The 15,897-nt window shown below is 66.8% G+C and carries 14 protein-coding genes; 4 read left to right on the forward strand and 10 right to left on the reverse strand.

Annotated features, from left to right (window positions below):
* Nucleotides 1–6: 6 nt before the first annotated feature.
* The 6 genes from KF892_02355 to KF892_02380 are packed head-to-tail and all read right to left on the reverse strand — an operon-like array spanning nt 7 to nt 5,404.
* Nucleotides 7–1,197 carry an MSMEG_0565 family glycosyltransferase gene (locus tag KF892_02355; GenBank protein ID MBX3623827.1) on the reverse strand — a complete coding sequence of 397 codons (1,191 nt, stop codon included), beginning with the start codon at nt 1,195–1,197 and terminating at the stop codon, nt 7–9.
* Complete coding sequence (locus KF892_02360; GenBank protein ID MBX3623828.1) at nt 1,194–2,222, reverse strand: sll0787 family AIR synthase-like protein; 1,029 nt, start codon at nt 2,220–2,222, stop codon at nt 1,194–1,196. The genes KF892_02355 and KF892_02360 overlap by 4 nt, the downstream gene beginning before the upstream one ends.
* Nucleotides 2,223–2,229: 7 nt before the next feature.
* Nucleotides 2,230–2,799, reverse strand: coding sequence for a GNAT family N-acetyltransferase (locus KF892_02365; protein MBX3623829.1), 570 nt, complete (start codon nt 2,797–2,799; stop codon nt 2,230–2,232).
* 11 nt (nt 2,800–2,810) lie between these two features.
* Complete coding sequence (locus tag KF892_02370) at nt 2,811–3,893, reverse strand: MSMEG_0568 family radical SAM protein (GenBank protein MBX3623830.1); 1,083 nt, start codon at nt 3,891–3,893, stop codon at nt 2,811–2,813.
* Between the two features lie 34 nt (nt 3,894–3,927).
* Entirely contained in the window at nt 3,928–4,920 is a 993-nt protein-coding gene (locus KF892_02375; protein ID MBX3623831.1) for a Nit6803 family nitriliase, read from the reverse strand.
* Between the two features lies 1 nt (nt 4,921).
* Complete coding sequence (locus tag KF892_02380; GenBank protein ID MBX3623832.1) at nt 4,922–5,404, reverse strand: MSMEG_0572 family nitrogen starvation response protein; 483 nt, start codon at nt 5,402–5,404, stop codon at nt 4,922–4,924.
* A gap of 289 nt (nt 5,405–5,693) precedes the next feature.
* On the opposite strand from KF892_02380, the gene KF892_02385 reads away from it, so the two are divergent.
* The 3 genes from KF892_02385 (at nt 5,694) to KF892_02395 (ending at nt 10,765) form a co-directional block, all read left to right on the forward strand.
* On the forward strand, nt 5,694–7,082 hold the full coding sequence (locus tag KF892_02385; protein MBX3623833.1) for a PLP-dependent aminotransferase family protein: 1,389 nt from the start codon (nt 5,694–5,696) through the stop codon (nt 7,080–7,082).
* An 873-nt stretch (nt 7,083–7,955) separates the two neighbouring features.
* Nucleotides 7,956–9,311 (forward strand): AAA family ATPase, encoded by a 1,356-nt coding sequence (locus KF892_02390; GenBank protein ID MBX3623834.1) that lies wholly within the window; start codon nt 7,956–7,958, stop codon nt 9,309–9,311.
* A complete protein-coding gene (locus tag KF892_02395) occupies nt 9,308–10,765 on the forward strand; it encodes a hypothetical protein (protein MBX3623835.1) in 1,458 nt (485 codons plus the stop codon). The genes KF892_02390 and KF892_02395 overlap by 4 nt, the downstream gene beginning before the upstream one ends.
* 142 nt (nt 10,766–10,907) lie before the next feature.
* On the opposite strand, the gene KF892_02400 is transcribed toward KF892_02395, so the two are convergent.
* Nucleotides 10,908–11,450 carry a TetR/AcrR family transcriptional regulator gene (locus KF892_02400; GenBank protein ID MBX3623836.1) on the reverse strand — a complete coding sequence of 181 codons (543 nt, stop codon included), beginning with the start codon at nt 11,448–11,450 and terminating at the stop codon, nt 10,908–10,910.
* A gap of 90 nt (nt 11,451–11,540) precedes the next feature.
* Between KF892_02400 and KF892_02405 the strand changes: the two genes are divergently transcribed.
* Nucleotides 11,541–12,518, forward strand: coding sequence for an NAD-dependent epimerase/dehydratase family protein (locus KF892_02405; GenBank protein MBX3623837.1), 978 nt, complete (start codon nt 11,541–11,543; stop codon nt 12,516–12,518).
* Between the two features lie 11 nt (nt 12,519–12,529).
* On the opposite strand, the gene KF892_02410 is transcribed toward KF892_02405, so the two are convergent.
* The 3 genes from KF892_02410 to KF892_02420 form a co-directional block, all read right to left on the reverse strand.
* Nucleotides 12,530–14,074, reverse strand: coding sequence for an amidohydrolase family protein (locus KF892_02410; GenBank protein ID MBX3623838.1), 1,545 nt, complete (start codon nt 14,072–14,074; stop codon nt 12,530–12,532).
* A gap of 106 nt (nt 14,075–14,180) precedes the next feature.
* Nucleotides 14,181–14,978: an ABC transporter ATP-binding protein gene (locus tag KF892_02415; protein ID MBX3623839.1), complete on the reverse strand. Its 798-nt coding sequence runs from the start codon at nt 14,976–14,978 to the stop codon at nt 14,181–14,183.
* A 1-nt stretch (nt 14,979) separates the two neighbouring features.
* The gene (locus KF892_02420) at nt 14,980–15,873 is read right to left on the reverse strand and encodes an ABC transporter permease subunit (GenBank protein MBX3623840.1); all 894 of its coding nucleotides are present in this window, start codon (nt 15,871–15,873) and stop codon (nt 14,980–14,982) included.
* Nucleotides 15,874–15,897: the final 24 nt, after the last annotated feature.

Raw genomic sequence — 15,897 nt, forward strand, 5'->3', positions numbered from 1 at the left:
TCGGTCTCAGGCAGTGAGGGCTTCGGCGGGCGTGGCGGTCGGTGTGTGCAGCGTGCGCAGGTACCAGGCTTCGTGCAGCGCCGCGCTGCGCTCCCACGCATGGGCCAGGCACACGGCCGGCGGCGCGTTGAGCTTGGGCATGCGCGCGGCCGATTGCAGGCCCGCTGCGATGGAGTCGATGCGCTCCGGGTCGCACCACGCGACGGCTGCCTCATCGCGCAGGTGCTCGGTGAACGGTGGGCGACTCGACACCAGCACCGGCGTGCCGCAGGCCAGCGCTTCGAGCGCGACGAGGCCGAAGCCTTCGACCAGCGACGGCATGGCCAGAACGTCGGCGCGGCGCATCAGCGTGGGCAGCATCTCGTCGGGCAGCGGGCCGGTGCGCAGCACGGGCGCATCGGGCCCTTCGGTGAGGCCGAGCTCGCCCAGGGCCTGCTGCCACGCGCGGCGGGCGCTGCTGTGGTCGAGCATGCTGGCGCCACCGGCCACCACGAAGCGGGCCTGGGCCCATGCGGGGTCGTTGCGGCGCAGGGTGGCGAAGGCCTGCAACACCCGCACGGTGTTCTTGCGTTCTTCCACGCCACCGACCAGCAGGCACACCGGGCCTGCGTCGTCGGCCAGCCCGAGCGACTGCAGGCGCGGCCCGTCGAGCACGTCGGCCGCCGGCCGGTAGCGGCGCAGGTCGACGCCGTTGAACATGCGCGCCGGCTGCACGCCGAAGTGCTCGCGGAAATGCGCACACCAGGTGTCGCTGACACAGGCCACGCCCTCGGCCGCACGCCAGGCACGCTCCTGCCAGCGGTTGAGCGTCTCCTGCGCGAAGACGTCGAGGTGATGCACGGTGCGCAGCCAGGGCGGCACGTGAAGCCCACGTTCGCGCAGCAAGGCGAGGGCGTTGCCGCTCACGCTGTCTTGCGCATGCAGCAGGTCGAAGCGGCCTCGCCGCAGCACGGCCGGCAACGCCGCCACCAGGGCCTCGATGCGCTGCCGCACCTGCTCCACCAGGTCGCCGGTCAGCACCGGCAGGCGGATCAACTCGACCGGAAATGCCGTCGCACGAAACAGCGATTCGCCCGGCTCGGCCGAGGCGATCACGGTCACGCGGTGGCCGCGCCGCACCAGCGCGTCGGCCAGCTCCAGCGTGTGGATCACACCACCGCGTGGGCGCACCGAGTGCGTGAGCAGGGCGATGTTCATGCAGCAGCCCTTTGGGCGAGCGGCGCCGGCGCGGCGCCGATGAAGGGCTCGGCCGCCAGGTCCCACAGCATCGTCTGTGCGTCGCCCAATTGCAGCGTGAGGCGAGCGCCGGGCTGCACGGTGCCGATGTCGGCGCAGGCGATGCCGTGCGACTCGAAGACCTCCTGCACCACCTCGGCCTGCGCTTCGCGCACGCTCAGCAGATAGCCGTAGCTCGGGAAGGCGCAGAGCCAGCGCAGGTGCGCCGCGAACGCAGCGTCACCCCTCTCGTGCCAGCCGGGTGTGCCAGGCGGCAGCGGCAGGCGCGCGAGGTCCACGTGCGCACCGGCCCCCGAGCACTCCAGCAGCATCAGCAGCGTGCCCAGCACGCCCGCCATGCTGATGTCCTTGCCGGCGTCGCACAGGCCCGCTTCGGCGATCTGCGGCAGCAGCGCCAGGTCGGCGCGCAGCCGCTCGGGCGGTGCCGAGGTCGAGGCGTTCCAGAACGGGTGGCCGCCCTGCCACGCGCCTCGCAGGTCGACGGCCATCAGCAGCCGGTCGCCGGGCCGCGCCGCGAAGCTGCTGATCAGGCGCTTGGCGCGGCCCAGCACGGCCACCGCCAGCTGGCCATGGCCCGCATGCAGGTTGCTGTGGCCGCCGACCAGTGGCACGCCATAGCGCTCGCAGGCGGCGCGCATGCCGGCGATGAGCTGCTGCGCCGTCTCGGAGTCGGCCGCCCACAAGGCGTCGACCACGGCGGTGGGGCGCCCGCCCATCGCGGCGATGTCGCTCAGGTTGACCATCACGCCGCTGTAGCCGGCGAACCAGGGCATGGCCGCGACGAAGTCTTGCACCAGGCCTTCGATGGCGAGCAGCAGGTGGCCGTCGCCGGTGCCATCGGGCAGCACGGCGCAGTCATCGCCATTCGGCACGCTCGTGAGGCCGGCCACTGCGCCCAGCTGCGGCAGCACCGCGGCGATGTCGCGCTTGTGTGCGAAGCCGCGGCTCTGGCGCAGGGCCTCGGCGAGTTGCGTCAGGTGGTTCATCGCCGTGTCAGTTTTGCGTGAGCACGAAGCCGGCATACGGCGTGGTGCACGGCGGGTAGTGCGCGAGCGAGGCGCGCATCCAGCCGTGCGGCCGGCCGTGCAGCTCGCGCATCTCCAGCAGGTCCCAATTCAGGCGCTGGAAGAGCGGCACGTTCTGCGCCTGCACGTGCGCGAGGAATTCGTCGCAGCCGAGCGCATGGGCGCTGCTCACGGCGAGGCGAATAAGGCTCGTGCCCAGCCGCTTGTGCTGCCGCCAGTCGGCCCGCACCGCCAGGCGCGAGCCCCACCACACGCCGGGCGCGGCCTGGTGGATGCGCACGGTGCCGATCACCTCGTCGGCCTCGCCGGCCAGGCAGGTGAGCGCCACCAGCGAGCGTGTGCTCGGCTCGTGGCGGTCGATCTCGTCGAGGTCGTCGCCCACGAAGAGGCCTTGCTCTTCGCAGAACACCTGACGGCGCAGCGCCAGCGCTTCGCGTTCCATCCACGCGTCGCTGGCCCACTGGATGCGAAAGCCCTGCGGCGTGTACGACGGGTCGAGCTCGCACCAGGGCTGCGGTTCGAAGGCGTGAAGCTGCATCGTGTGCTCCTTCAGACGGCGAGCGGGGCTTCGTAGCGAGACAAGGTGGAGCAGGCCGCGCAACGCCCGCAGCCGGCCTTGATGTCACCAGCGTGCAGGCCGGCATCGGCCACCCGCCGGCCCAGCGGCTCCAGCACGCTGCGCATGAACTCGGCCGACGGCGCGGGGCGGTCTTCGAGCGGCGTGCCGCTGATGGGCACGAAGGGCACGACGAAGGGGTAGACGCCCATCGCCAGCAGGCGCTCGCTGGTGGCGAGCAGCAGCTCGGCGCTGTCGCCCAGGCCGGCGAGCAGGTAGGTGCTGACCTGCCCCCGGCCGAACACCTCCACCGCCGCCTCGAACGCATCCCAATAGCGGCTCATCGGCACCTCGGCCTTGCCGGGCAGGATCTGGCGGCGCAGCTCGTCGCCGATCACTTCGAGGTGCATGCCCAGCGTGTCGACGCCCGCGTCCTTCAGGCGCTGGAACCACGCATCGGTGTCGGGCGGCTCGCACTGCGCCTGCAGCGGCAGGTCGACCGCGGCGCGGATCGCCTCGGCGCTCTCGCACAGCACTTTCGCGCCACGGTCGGGCGTGGGTGGCGTGCCGGTGGTCATCACCATGTGCTTCACGCCGTCGAGCTCGACCGCGGCTTTCGCCACCTCGGCCAGCTGCGCCGGTGTCTTGTGTGCGATGGTGCGCCCGGCCGCGAGCGACTGGCCGATGGCGCAGAAGCGGCAGGCCTTGCGCCGGCTCTCGTAGCGGATGCAGGTCTGCAGCACGGTGGTGGCGAGCACGTCGCTGCCGTGCAAGGTGGCGATGTGCGAATACGGGATGCCGTCGGCCGTGCTGCGCGCATAGAAGCGAGGCTGCCGCGGGAAGCTCACGCTCGCGATCGGGATGCTGCCGCGCCGAAGCACGCTGTGGCCGTCGGGCCCGGGCGCGTCGGCGACGAAGGGCGAGCTGAACGCGGTGTGCGTGTGCACCGGCACCATCAGCGTTACGCCGTCGATCGTCACCGCCTTGTGGTCCGACGGGCCGGCGCCGCCGCGGCGGCTGGCCGCGCCAGCAGCAGGGTCGAGCAGGCGCAGGCCCTGCGACTGCAGCTCGGTCATCAGGGCGCGCGAGGCCTCGGGCATCGCGAGGGCTTCAGTCATGGGGTGCTCCTTCGGGCAACGAGAGGGCGGTTTCTGTCGACGGCGCAGAGGGCCACGGCTGCGTGGTGCTGGTCGCATCGCGGCGGATCACCAGGCTCAGCAGCTCGGGGCGCGCGTAGTGACCCACCGAATCCATCATGCGTTTGCGCTTGGTGATGAGCGCCATGTCGAGGTCGGCGATCACCAGGCCCTCGCCTTCGGTCAGCGGCTCGGCGAGGTACTTGCCTTCGGGCGAGACGATGGCGGTGTGGCAGCCCCCGCGCAGCGCGCCCTGCAGCTTCTCGTCGGCCGTGACGGCGCGCACCTGCGCCTCGTGCAGCCAGCCGGTGGCGTTGACGACAAAGCAGCCCGACTCCAGCGCATGGTGGCGGATGGTCACGCCCATCTGGTCGGCAAAGATCTGCCCGACCAGCGAGCCGGGGAACTGCGCGCAGTGGATCTCTTCATGCTGCGCCATCAGCGCATAGCGGGCGAGCGGGTTGTAGTGCTCCCAGCAGGCGAGCGCGCCGACGCGGCCTACGTGGGTGTCGACGGTGGTGAGGCCTGCGCCATCGCCCTGGCCCCACACCATGCGCTCGTGATACGTCGGCGTGATCTTGCGGCGCTTGAGCAGCAGGCGCCCGTCGGCGTCGAAGATGACCTGCGTGTTGTAGAGGCTGCCGTGGTCTCGCTCGTTGACGCCGAGCACGATCACCATGCCGGCCTCGCGCGCGGCGGACGCCACCGCATCGGTCAGCGGCCCCGGCACGGTGGGTGCGCGCTCCATCAGGAGCAGGTGCGCCGGCCCCTGCTGCACCGGCGGCTGCACGAAGCTGAAGTAGGGGTAGTAGGGCACGAAGGTCTCGGGGAAGACGATCAGCTCCACGCCCTTGCGCGAGGCTTCGCGCACGGTCTCGAGCACGCGGGCGAGCGTGCCGTCGGCACTCTCCAGATCGGGCGAGATCTGGGCCGCCGCGGCGCGCACCGACTTCGGCTTCGTGCTCATTTCAAAGCGTCCAGGTGTCGAGGATGAAGGCGCCCTCTTTGCGATGCAGGAGCACGATGTCGAGCACGTCGAGCGGGTTGATCGGGCGGATGCCTTCGATCAGCGCCCCTTCGCCGTGGCCGTAGAGCGCCTGCAGCGCGAAGCGGCAGGCGTAGACCTTGCCGCCCTCGGCGATGAACTTGCCGATCTGCTCGTTGAAGTTCTGGTGGCCGGGGAAGGCCGCGTCGCCCAGCTTGGGGAAGCCACGCTTCACGCCCAGCGTCACGCCCGGGCCGTAGAGCAGGATCGAGGTGTCGAAGCCCTTGCGTTGCAGTCGCGTGGCCTGCAGCAGGTTGACGAAGCCGATCGAGCCTTCGAAGGCCACGGTGTGAAAGGTGACCAGCGCCTTCTCGCCGGGCTTGGCCTTCACGTCCTCGAACACCTTCTCTTCGTAGTCGACCAGGAAATCGCCCTTCTGGGCGGCGGGGTGGGTGACCTTGGGCATGGGATGAGTCCTCGCGTGGTGGTTGGGCCGGCACGGCGCCGGACGCTCCTCTCTTTGCGAGCGACATGCCACGCCGCGGCGCGAGCGGCCGATCAACATGCGATCAACGGGGCGTCGTGCGCATGGCGCGTGTCGAAGGACCACCGCAGGCACGCCGATGCGCCCCGCACCACGAGACGGCAGCCGATGCAATCAATGCACCCGATCAATGGCCGGCGTGCACCTGGAAAGGCCGAGCATCACGAGGGCGAGCCCGTGCAATCAAGCCGTGCGACAGGCACACTGGGCCATGCCGTTCACGCACTGGATCACGCGCATCCGCCAGAGCAGCCTGCCGGCGTATCAGCTCATCCCCGAGCTGATCGCCGAAGACCTGCAGCAGGGCCGGCTGGCCCCGCGCCAGCGCCTGCCGCCGCTGCGCGAGCTGGCCGTCACGCTGCAGCTCAACTACACGACGGTGGTGCGCGGCTTCGCCTCGGCCCGCGAGCGCGGGCTGATCGCCTCACGGCCCGGCATGGGCTCTTATGTGCGCGGCTCCTTCATCGGCCTGCCGCTGCGCGCCGGCACCGGCGCCGAGATGACGATGAACATGCCGCCCGAGATCGAGGACCACCCCGCGATGCAGGCGCTGCAGCAGAGCGCCGCCGAGGCCATCACCCACTCGACGCTGCACGACCTGATGCGCTACCAAGACTTCGGCGGCACCGCGCACGACCGCGAGCTCGCCGCGCACTGGCTCGCGCAGTGGGTGCCCGAGGCCACCGCCGACCGGGTGCTGGTGGCGCCGGGCATCCACGCCGTGCTGCTGGCGCTGGTGTCGATGCTGGTGAAGCCGGGCCAGAGCCTGTGCGTCGAGAGCCTGGTGTACCCCGGCCTGAAGGCCATTGCCGCGCAGCTCGGCACCCAGCTCCTGCCCATCACGATGGACGAGCACGGCCTGGTGCCCGAGGAGCTGGAAGCCGCGTGCAAGAGCACGCCCGTGGGCGCGATCTACCTCTGCCCCAACATCCACAACCCCACCACCGCCACGCTGCCCATGCGCCGCCGCGAGCAGATCGCCGACATCGCGCTGCGCTTGAGCATCCCCATCATCGAAGACGACGCCTACGGCATGCTGCCCGCCGCCACGCCGCCGGCGCTGGCCGACTACGCCGGTGCGTTGACCTACTACATCAGCGGCCTCTCGAAGTGGCTGGGCGCCGGCATGCGCGTGGCCTATGTGCTGGCGCCGACGCACGCCGCCCAGCAGCGCCTGGCCGGCGCCCTGCGCGCGACGACGGTGATGGCCTCGCCGTTCATCAACGCGGTGGTCTCGCACTGGCTTGAGCAGGGCCACGGGCGCGAGGTGCTGGCGGCGGTGCGGGCGGAGTGCGGGTGGCGCAGTGCGTTGATGCGCGAGCGGCTGGGGGCGTTTGGGCTAAGGGTGCACCCGCAGGGGTTCCATGGGTGGCTGCCGTTGCCGGAAGGGGATGCGGCGGCGGGGTCGTCGGCGACGCAGATTGCGAGTGCGTTGCGCGAGCTGGGGGTGGCGGCGGTGGCGGCGAGTGCGTTCTCGACGGATCGGCAGCCGCCTGAAGGGCTGCGGTTGTGCCTGGGGGGTGGGTTGAATCGGGATGACTGCGGGCGGGCGTTGAGGGCTGTGGAGCGGGCGCTTGGGGCGGCGGAGATGTCCGAGTGATTGTTCTTACTGGAACGTCATGTCTCAGTGACAGCGGTTCTGCGGAGTTGATGACGCCTGGAAGTCAATCAAGAGAAACCAATCTAAGTCCGGCTGGCTGGTGACATTACCCTCAACGCCCGCAGTTCTGCGTGCATAAACTCGTTGGTCCTATGCGCCTCTGAGAAGGTCACTTGAAAAAGCACGAGGTTGGGCCGCTCGGCTTTCCGCAGTCTTGCCCTGATGGCCCATTGGATCGGCACCTTTCCAAGATCTGACGCCATTCACGGTGCAACGATGTGACATCATCCCCATCCCGCCACGGGCCGATAAATCACCGGCTCTACAAAGCGGAGGAGAAGAAGAGATGACCACCGTACCCCCCGCCCCTCCGGCTGGAGCTGAAGGCGCGCCACCGCCACCGCCACCGCCACCGCCACCGCCACCGCCACCGCCACCGCCACCGCGGGTGCACTACGTCGAGGCGGCTCTTAGACACATGAAGGACGCAGACGCGCTGCTTCTGAGCTCTCGCTTGGCGAATTCGGGTCAGCTGTATGGCTTTGTTGCGGAGTGTGGCCTTAAGGCTCTATTGGTCGTCTGTGGCGTGGTCCCAGACGCTAACGGTGAGATCCCCTCAAAGCATCGATTTCGGCAGCACGTGCCAGAACTGCCAGATCGGATCGTTGCGGAAGGGCACCTCATTCCAGACGCATCCAGAGCAACACAGTACCTGACAAGTCTTGCCCATCTTGGAAAGTTCGGAGACTGGTCGATCGACCATCGATACTGGCGAGAAGCCGCCCTACCCGTTACATCGTTGCCGGCATGGAAAGCCGCTGCTGAGGAGATTCTTCTGATGCTCGACAAGGCCAAAGAGAATGGAGTCTTGACATGACAATCATTCGCTTTAACGACGCCCTGTGCCAGGCAGCCACTGCACTCCAGTCGCTGCCCCTGCCTCCAAATCCAAAGCCTCGAGTGGTGCGGGATGTCTTTGGGCGCCTGCGTTTTGCTTTGGACTGTCCGCTGGCGAACTATCCTGCCGACGCATTGGCCGCGCTGCAGTCCGCTCAGATGGCACTTGGGGCCTATGCGTCGAGTCCAGAGGTCTTGACTCACGACAGCTTTGCATTCCCAGAAAAGGTGTTCTCTGATCCCGACTGGCACATTACGCTGGTCCAGCTGGGGCACGATGAGGAAGGCAATCCGCTGGGCGACGTTGCGGTTTTGCTTTTGGACAGGCAAATCACTGGCCGGGACTGGCTTCGTCCAAATGACAGCGAGGGCGCCACAAACCGTCCACACCGCATGGTGTTTTTTGGTTTAAAGGGCGGTGTCGGGCGCTCGACGGCGCTGTGCATGACTGCATGGGGTTTGGCTCGCAAGGGGAAACGTGTCCTCTTGATCGACTTTGATCTGGAGTCTCCAGGCTTGTCGGGGTTGATTCTCCCTCGAGGCAGTGTTGCCGAGTTTGGTGTAGTCGATTGGCTGATAGAAGACGCTGTCGGGCAAGGAGATAGCGTGATCCAGCGTATGGTTTCCGCCAGTCCGCTGGGCGAAGCAACGGTCGGGGCAATCCGCGTAGCTGCGGCGATTGGACAAAGCGAATCCGACTACTTGGCAAAGCTTGCCCGTGCCTATGCAGATGTACCTAGTGGCGATGGCCCCCAGCGCCTCGGTGAGCGGCTTTTGCGCTTGGTCGAAACGCTCGAAGCACAAGAAGAACCTGATGTGGTGCTGGTTGATAGCAGGGCAGGTTTGCACGATCTGGCGGCGGTGGCAATTACTACGATTGCGGACACCGCGCTTCTCTTTGCTACCGACGGCGAACAGTCGTGGGCAGGCTACACCCAGCTCTTCCTGCACTGGCAGCGGCGCCCTGAGATAGCGAAGCGAGTTCGCGAGCATCTCACTTTAGTTCGCGCGCTGACTCCTACCGCAAATCGAGAGGCAGGCGTGCACCGATTTCAGCAACGAGCTTACGAGTTGTTTGCAGAGACCCTTTACGACGAGATCCCGGTTGGAGCGGGTCTTGAATCCCCGGAAGGAGAAGGCTCGTTCCATCCAGGCGAGGCCGATCAATCGGCTCCCCATGCTCCCATACTGATCGACTGGGATGAGCAGTTTCAAGAGTTTGATCCGATGCTCAGGCCTGAGGATGGCGGCGCTACGCCTGCTCGCATCGAGGCAACTTTTGGCGAGCTAATCAAGTTCGCCCACGAACGTGTGCAAGAGAATGCAAAATGAGTAGAGCGAGTCTGGCGATTCGCCAAGGCATCATCGAAGCGGCCAAAAGCCTCGACCAAGCTCAGGCCCACGGCCAGCAGCCGGCTGGCTTTACCTATGTTCCACCCACACATGCTCGGGCTATTGACTTCGATGCGACGCTTGTCGAAGGGATGAGAGGGGCCGGCAAATCATTTTGGTGGTCTAGCCTGGCATCGGAATCGCACCGTGCGTTTATTCAGGAAGGCTTTCCTGACGCGCGATTGCCGATGAAAGTCAAAGTGGCGCATGGATTTGGGACGGGTTCGTCCAGTACTGAGTACCCCGACGCAGAGCAGCTCATTGATCTGGTCGATCAATTCCGCCCCCGATCCATTTGGCGAGCCGTGATCGCAGCGCACGCTGGATTCGGTGCGGAATTTGCCGCGCTTAAGACCTGGACGGAGCGCGTGAACTGGGTTCAATCGAATTCTGAAAGGTATGCCCGTGAACTCGACGCAGCGGATCGACGCTTCGGTGACGACTCATCCAAGCTGTTAATCCTCTTCGATGCACTAGATCGGTTGGCTGATAGTTGGGCGCACATCAGACCGCTAGCCAGAGGGCTACTTCAAGTGGCGCTAGACATCCGCAGCACTCGGAACATTCGGTGCAAGATATATGTTCGCCCGGACATGCTTGAAGACGACGAGATTGTCAGCTTTCCAGACTTTTCGAAGTTGAATGCATCGAAGGCCTCGCTCCGCTGGCAGCGTGCAGACCTCTACGCGCTTCTCTACCAGTGCCTCGGAAATGCGCAGCGCGGAGGTGCGGAGTTTCGCAAGCTGGTTGTGAGCTGCGTCGGAGCCAAGGCTGTGCGAGAAAGCCAGCACTCGTGGGTTCTGCCAAGTGCGCTGCGTGTTGACGAAGACCTACAAGCGGAGTTGTTCGAGTTGTTGGCTGGTAGGGCGATGGGTTCGAGCACAAAACGAGGAAAGCCGTATACGTGGCTAGTAAATCACCTTCAAGATGGCAAAGACCAAGTCAGTCCCCGCAGCTTTCTTGCTGCGCTTCGAACGGCAGCAAACGAGGCCACCGATGACGACGATTTGCCTATCGGTTATCGAGGAATTCAACGTGGTGTGCAGGAGGCATCCACTATCCGCGTGACGGAGATCACCGAAGACTATCCATGGGTGAAGCTAATCATGTCGCCATTGGGCGGAAAGCTCACAGTCCCTTGCCCGTTCAAGGAGGTGGAGGCGATTTGGCGTAGAGAGCGGACGCTCGAATTGCTTGAATCGAGCCTCAACCGGCAGGGAAGAGGCGCGAAGCTGCCGCCGCAGCACATTGCGCAGGGTATGGCAGGAGTTGCTCAAGACCTCGAAAGCCTTGGAATGATGAATCGGCTCGAGGGCAGGCGGATTCAAATGCCCGATGTCTACCGGGTAGCCTTCGGGTTAGGGCGTCGGGGCGGCGTCAAACCTCTCAAGTAAGCCCGAAGGCGTCTTTCGCCAACGCCGGCTCCAGGCATTAGTGCTGGGGTCAGGCATTAGTGCTGGGGTCAGGCATTAGTGCTGGGGTCAGCATTAGTGCTGGGGTCACATTAGTGCTGGGGTCAGGTCTTGCAGTCCAACATCAAGCTGCCTGCGCCAGCGCCTGAATGACAGCCTCGAAGAGCACACCGCTCGTCGCTTCGATCTCCTTGCGCGGCAAGCCCCGGTGCACCAGCGAGAGCGCGCCTTGCGAGGCGGCCCAGATGGTGCGCGCGGTCGCCTCGACCGGCCCGCGCAGCCGGCCCATGTCGACCAGGCGTTGCACCCGCGCCTGCATCACGGCGTAGGCGTCTTCCAGCAGCGCGGGCTCCAGCCGGGCGTGATGGGCCAGCAGTGAGTAAAGCGCCGGGCGCTTGAGCGCGAATTCGAGCGCGATGTCCCACCCGGCGCGCAGCTGGTCCATCGGGTCGTCCGACGCGATCGCCTGCTGCTTGCGCCGCATGAAGTCGGCCATGCCGCGCTGGATGAGGGCGCGCTCCAGCCCGTCCTTGTCGCCGAAGTGGTGATAGAGCGTGGGGGACTTGATGCCGGCGGCGTCGCAGATGGCGCGCGTCGTGAGCCCGGCGGGGCCGTGCGCTTCGAGCAGGGCCGAGGCTGCATCCAATATTGCCGTTCCAGTGTCCATGCCTGTTCTCGAAAAGCCCGAAATCAACCGTCCTTGACAACACTATGCCTGCGACATACGATTTGTATATCGACGATATAGGAGCTGCAGATGACGACGACATGCCTCGTGACGGGTGGATCAGGTTTCGTGGGTGGCCGGTTGGTGGAGCGTCTGGTCGCTCAAGGGTGGCACGTTCGAGCGCTGGCACGCAGTGAAGAGGCGGCGCGGATTGTAGGCAGGCGGGGTGCGCTGCCGGTGCGTGGGTCGCTCGACGATGCGGCTTCTCTGGCGCAGGCCTGCGAAGGCTGTGACACGGTCTTCCACGTCGCGGCGCACTTCAAGCTCTGGGGCGACCCGGCCGAGTTCAATCGGTCGAACGTCGACGGCACGGCCAAGCTGCTGCAGGCGGCCCGCAGCGCGTCGGTCAAGCGCTTCGTGCAACTCGGCGCGGCGGCCGTCGTGATGGGTGACATGGCGCCGATGCTGCTCGCAAACGAAACGCTGCCGCGCCACGAGCGCCCTTGGGCGCCTTACAGCGCCTCGAAGGCGAGGAGCGAGTCGCTCGTGCTGGGCGCCAACCTGCCTGGCGTGTTCGAGACGGTGGTGGTGCGCCCGCCCATGATCTGGGGTGCGGGCATGCCGACGCTTGCGCACATGGTCGAGACGGTGAAGGCAGGGCAGTTCCGCTGGGTGGGTGATGGTTCTCAGGCCATGTCGACGGCGCATGTCGACAACGTCTGCCACGCGCTCGAGCTGGCCGCGCAGAAGGGTCGTGGGGGCGAGGCCTATTTCGTGAGCGACGGTGCCGACAGCACGCTGAAGGACGTGCTCTCTGGCCTCTTGCAGACCCGAGGCATCGCGCCGCCGAAAGCGTCGGCCCCGTTGCCGGTGGCCTGGGCCATGGCGAGCGTGATGGAGTGGGTGTGGCGCACCTTCTCGCGCAAGGGCGAGCCGCCGATCACGCGGCAGATGCTGCGCTTGATCGGCGCGCCCTTCACGGTGGACATCGCCAAGGCGCAGCGTGAGCTGGGCTACCGGCCCGTGATGTCGCGCGAGCTTGGGCTGCGGGCCATGCACGCAGCCTAGGGTCGGAGGCCTCAGGTCCGTGACGACGGCGCGTAGAACGGCTGTCGCGCCGGCTCGCCGTCCAGGTAGTTGGCGTAGAACTGCTTCACATGCGGGAACACCGCCTTTGAAAGCTCGCGCCGTTTGACCTCGTCGGGCGAGCGCGGGCGTGACAGCGCTTCCGCGATCTGGCCGAGCACCTTGTCGCGGTCGACGTACTTGAAGCGGCCCTGGGCGTAGATCGGGTCGCCGCCGACGTAGACCGTGTCGACATGGCGCTGGTGAGCGCGCTGGATGAGGGCGTCGAGCGGCGGGATGTCGTCGTCCTGGAAGGGGTACATCGCGGTCTCGTAGTCGATCGCCACCGCGTCGAACTGCATGCCGGGGTCGAGCCGGCCGATCTGGCCGCGGAAGGCGGTGGTCTTGGCGCCGTGCTCGCTCGCCATGCGCAGCACCTGCGGGCAGCTCGGCACGTCGTCGTCATCCATGCCCGGCACGCGGTGCGCACGCAGCGCGAGCTTCATTTCCTGCAGCATGTCGCGGTCTTCGTTGATGCCGGCTTCGTCGAGGCCCATGCCCACCGTCACGCCGCGTTTCTCGAAATCGTTCACCGGCGCCACGCCGCTGCGCAGGCGGAAGTTGCTGCTGCAGTTGTGGCACACGCAGGTCTTGGTGTGCGCGACGAGCTCCACGTCTTCCTCGGTGAGCCACACCGCATGGCCGAGCGTCATCCAGGGCCCAAGCGCGCCCAGCTTGTGCAGGTGCTTGACGGCAGTGGTGCCGGTGCGGCGGCGGGCGTATTCCTTCTGGTAGACGGTCTCGAGCAGGTGCATGTGCATCGGCACGTCGTCGGCCTTGGCCTGCTCCACCAGCGTCATCAGGCCGTCGTCGGTGATCCAGTGCAGGTTGGCGGGCGCGAGCTGGATGCGCGTGAGCGTCTGCCCGACGTTCTCGTCGCGCAGCATCTTGTAGAGCTTCATGTGGTCACTGAAGCTGAGCGTCGCCTGCTTCAGGTGCTCGGCGAGCGGCACGCCCACGTCGCTCGGCAGGCTGGCGCAGAACTTGGCGTCGTCTTCGTAGACCAGGCGGTTCTGCTCGCGCACGGCGTAGCAGTACGAGGCGCGCATGCCGATGGCCTGGTAGGCCTTCAGCACCGCGCTCGACGCGCCGTGCACCTGCTCGAAGCTGCCGCGCATCCAGCCGTGGATGTGCTGCACGGTGGTGATGCCCGAGGCGATCATCTCGAAGGCGGAGTAGAGCGTGTCGAGGTAGATGTCGACATCGCGGGCCGACATGCGGCTCGCGAACCAGAGCTCCAGCGCGTAGTCGGGCGAGCCGAGCTGCAGTGGCGTGAGGCCCACGTGGTGGTGGCTGTTGACGAAGCCCGGCAGCAGCATGTGCCGCGGGAATTGCGTGACAGGCGCATCGGGGAAGCGCTGGCGCATCTCGTCGAACTTGCCCACGGCGACCACCTTGCCGTGCTCGTGCACGAGGGCGCCGTCGCTGACGATGTTGGGGGTGTGGCGGTCTTGCACGCCGGTGACGATCCACTTGGCGCGAACCAGGGCTGCTGTCATGGGTTGGATCTCCTGAATGGGTGTCGACCCGTTCGGGCTGAGCCTGTCGAAGCCCTGTGCGCGCGGCACCGGCCCTTCGACAGGCTCAGGGCGAACGGAGGTGGGGCTAGACCGCGGCTTCCTGTTCGAGGAAGGCGCGGTCCACTTCGTCGGCGAGCAGGTCGGCCAGGCGCTGCTGCAGCGCGATCACCTGCGGGTCGCGCATCGAGCGCGGCCGCGGCAAGTCGATCGGCACGATCTCCTTGATGCGGCCCGGCCGTGCGGTGAACACCACGATGCGGTCGGCCAGGGCCAGCGCCTCCTCGATGGAGTGGGTGACCAGCAGCACGCTTGCGCCGCTGGCCCGCCACACTTCGAGCAGGTGGCCCTGCATCTTGGAGCGTGTCTGGATGTCGAGCGCCGCGAAGGGCTCGTCCATCATCAGCACCTTGGGCCGCATGGCGAGCGCGCGTGCAAGCGCCGCGCGTTGTCGCATGCCGCCCGAGAGCTCGTCGGGCCGCTTGTCGGCGGCGTCGGCGAGGCCCACCTTGAGCAGCAGCTCCTGCGCGATGCGCCGGCGCTTCTCGGGGAACACGCCCTGCAGCTTCAAGCCGAAGGTCACGTTGTCGGCGATCGTCAGCCAGGGGTAGAGCGAGGCTTCCTGAAAGATCATGCCGCGGTCGGTGCCGGGGCCGGTGATGGGCAGGCTGTCGCACTCGAGCTCGCCGTCGGTCGCCGATTCGAGCCCGGCCACCATGTAGAGCAGGCTGCTCTTGCCGCAGCCCGAGGGGCCCAGCAGCACGACGAACTCGCCCGGCGCCACGTCGAACGACAGGCCGTCGATCGCGGTGAGCGCTTTCGGCGTGTCGGGGTTCCAGACCTTGCGCACGTTGCGCAGGCTGATGAGGGGTCGCTTGGTGCTCATGTCACTTGCCTCCCACCGCAGAAGGGCCAACCCACCACAACACGCGTTGCTGCACCCACAGGAGGCCGCGGTCGAACGCGAAGCCCAAGAGGCCGATCAGCGTCATGGTGAAGAACACCAGGCTCGCGTTGAAGGTGTTGCGCGCCATCATCACGATCTGGCCGAGGCCCGAGCCCACGCCCACCGCTTCGGCGATCAGCACCACCATCCAGGCGGCGAAGAGGTTGAGCCGCAGCGTCATGAAAAGCGAGGGCAGGATCGTCGGCAGGATGACGTGGCGAAACAGCTGGTGCTTGTTGGCGCCCATGATGCGGGCCACGTGCAGGTAGGCCGCGGGCACCGAGTCGATCTGCGAGAGCGTCGACAGCACGATGATGAAGAACACCGAGATGAAGACGAGGAAGATCGCCGGCACGTTGCCGATGCCGAAGATGAAGATCGCCACCGGCAGCCAGGCCACCGGCGAGATCGGCGTGAGCAGCGTGAGCGTAGGCAGCGTGAGCTTGCCGAAGACGGGGAAGTAGCGGATCGCCACGCCCACGCCCACGGCGCCCACGAAGCCGATCGCGAGGCCGAGCACCACCCGCATCGAGGTCCAGGCCATCACGATCAGCACCGACAGCAGGCCGCCGCCGTCTTCTTCCAGGCTGCGGGCGCCGGCCGGGTCGAAGAACTTGAACTGCTCGGGCAGGTTGGCGAGGAACATGTGCGGTGGCGGCAGCATCAGCGGGTCGGCGAGGCCTTGCCACCAGCAGAACTCCCAGATCGCAACGAAGGTGCCCACCGAGGCCAGCCACCACAGCACGCGCCGCAGGAAGGCGAATGCTTTCTGGCGGGTGGCCGAGTTGGGGCTCGGGGGGCGGGTGGCCAGGCCGGTCATGGGCAGCGCAGACATGAGGGGTTCCTTTGCATGCGCCGC

Origin of the sequence: Rhizobacter sp. (assembly GCA_019635355.1) — a bacterium.
Classification (GTDB): Bacteria; Pseudomonadota; Gammaproteobacteria; order Burkholderiales; family Burkholderiaceae_C; genus Rhizobacter.